This is a genomic window from Streptomyces sp. NPDC054847 (assembly GCF_053610925.1).
Window position 1 is genome coordinate 1 of the sequence record NZ_JBSGZJ010000692.1, and the last position, 2,299, is coordinate 2,299.

2 protein-coding genes are annotated in these 2,299 nt (G+C 71.0%); one reads left to right on the forward strand and one right to left on the reverse strand.

The window, feature by feature from the left end:
- The coding region (locus ACWGH4_RS34310) for an alpha/beta fold hydrolase (protein ID WP_453467723.1) at positions 1–842 on the reverse strand (842 nt) is incomplete at its 3' end.
- Positions 843–1,128: 286 nt separating this feature from the next.
- Here ACWGH4_RS34310 and ACWGH4_RS34315 point away from each other — a divergent pair.
- Positions 1,129–2,214: a S1 family peptidase gene (locus tag ACWGH4_RS34315; RefSeq protein WP_453467725.1), complete on the forward strand. Its 1,086-nt coding sequence runs from the start codon at positions 1,129–1,131 to the stop codon at positions 2,212–2,214.
- The last annotated feature ends 85 nt before the right edge of the window (positions 2,215–2,299 follow it).

Below are 2,299 nucleotides of genomic sequence, written 5' to 3' on the forward strand. Positions count from 1 at the left end.
ATGCGGGGCAGCGCGTGCAGGGCGTCGAAGTGCGCGGCGGCCGGTTCCAGGACGGCCGTCGCGCCCGGGATGCGCTGGGCGAGCCAGCGCGAGTGGCCCACCGGGGAGAAGACGTCCTTCTCCCCGTGCCACAGCATCACCGGGCTCTTGATGTCCGCCGGGTCGAAGCCCCACGGGCTGCAGAACGCCAGCGCATCGTCGATCCAGCCGTACGCCGAAGTGCGCAACGCCTCCTGGTAGTTGCGCAGAAGCATGGACCTGACGCCGGCGTCGGAGACCACCATCCGGTCGGAGTCGGTGAGCTCCCTGCGCAGGTCGTTCAGCAGCCTGACCGGATCCTGCCTGATCTCGGCGGAACGCAGCGTGAACCGCTCCACGAGTCCGGCCGGGTCGTCGGAGGCGCTGGTGTACTCGGTGACGTTGGACGCGGCCATGCCCTCGAACCAGTCCAGCCCGTCCGCGTCCCGGGGCGCGAGGGTCACCAGCGCCGCGGCACGGGTCACCCGGTCCGGCATCAGGGCCGCGCACGCCAGGGCGTGCGGCGCGCCTCCGGACCGGCCCACGACCGCGAAGCGCTCCAGGCCGAAATCGTCGGCGATCGCCCGTACGTCCTGCGCCACGTCGGCGACGCTGCGGCCCGCGAGCCGGTCCGAACCGCCGTACCCGGGACGGTCGTAGGCGATCAGCTGTGTGCCGCGCTGATAGAGCACCATGCCGCGCGGCGCGGGGCCGAGCCTGCTGCCCGGCGTACCGTGCAGCAGGAAGACCGGTCTGCCGCGCGGATCGCCGAGACGCTCCACCATCAGATGCCGCCCGTCCGCCGCGCGCACCCGACGTCGCACCCGAACGCCCCCCTTCGCCGTACATGCCCCGTGCCGTCCATGCCCGTGCAGACATCATGAGCTTCCCCGTCCGGCCGGTGATTACCCATCAGGCGGCCGACTGCCGGGGGCATTCGGTCCGGGTTCCCGGATTCTGTGAAGGGGCTGTGAACGGAGCAGTGTTGTCGTGTGCCCGTCCCGTAGTCGACCTTGTGTGCGACTGCGACGCCTCGGAATAGTGGGCGACTCATCCTCCGCGTCCGGGCACCCCACTTGCTCCGGGTGCGGCCCCCACAGGAGGTCGAAGTTGAAGCACCGACGCATACCCAAGAGGAAAGCGGCAGTAGCGGGCGGCGCGGTCGTCGCCATCGTTGCCGCGGGCGTCACATTCCAGAGCGCGAACGCCAGTGACCACACCGCGCAGTTCGACGTGAAGGCGCTCACGGCGCCGGCGGCCGGGGACCTCGCCGCCACGCTGAGGGCGGACCTGGGTGCCGAGGAGGCCGGCGCGTACTACGACGCCAAGGCCAAGGCGCTCATCGTGAACGTGCTCAGCGAGGACGCGGCGCAGACGGTGCGCGAGGCGGGCGGCAAGGCCAGGGTCGTCGAGAACACCCTCGTCGAGCTGAAGAGCGCCCGGCAGACCCTCACGGACAAGGCGACCATCCCTGGCACCTCGTGGGCGACCGACCCGGTCACCAACAAGGTCGTCGTCACCGCGGACCGCACGGTCGGGGGTGCCGACTGGGCCAAGCTCCAGGAGGTCGTCAAGGGTCTCGGCGCCAAGGCGGAGCTCAAGAAGACCGCGGGCGAGTTCAGGCCCTTCATCGCCGGCGGCGACGCCATCCACTCGGGCGGCGGGCGCTGCTCGCTCGGCTTCAACGTGGTCAAGGACGGCGAGCCGCACTTCATCACGGCCGGACACTGCGGGCAGTCCGGCAGCGAGTGGTCCGACTCGGCGGGCGGCCCGGCCGTCGGCACGATGGTCGACTCACAGTTCCCCGGCAACGACTTCGCGCTCGTGAAGTACAACGGCGCCACGGAGCACCCGAGCGAGGTGAACCTCTACGACGGCGGGTCCCAGGCCATCACCCAGGCGGGCGAGGCGACCGTCGGCATGCAGGTGACGCGCAGCGGCTCCACCACGCAGGTCCACGACGGTGAGGTGACGGGCCTCGACGCCACCGTGAACTACGGCAACGGCGACATCGTCGAGGGCCTCATCCAGACGAACGTCTGCGCGGAGCCGGGCGACAGCGGCGGCTCCCTCTTCTCGGGCGACGCGGCGATCGGCCTCACGTCGGGCGGCAGCGGCGACTGCAACTCGGGCGGCGAGACGTTCTTCCAGCCGGTGACGGAGGCGTTGTCGGTCCTGGGCGCGGAAATCGGCTGACGCCTTTTTCTTCCGTCCGGCCGGCCCCACCTTGGCGGACGTCCTCCGGCCGGAGGACGACGTTGAAGTCAGCGCGGGGCGGGTC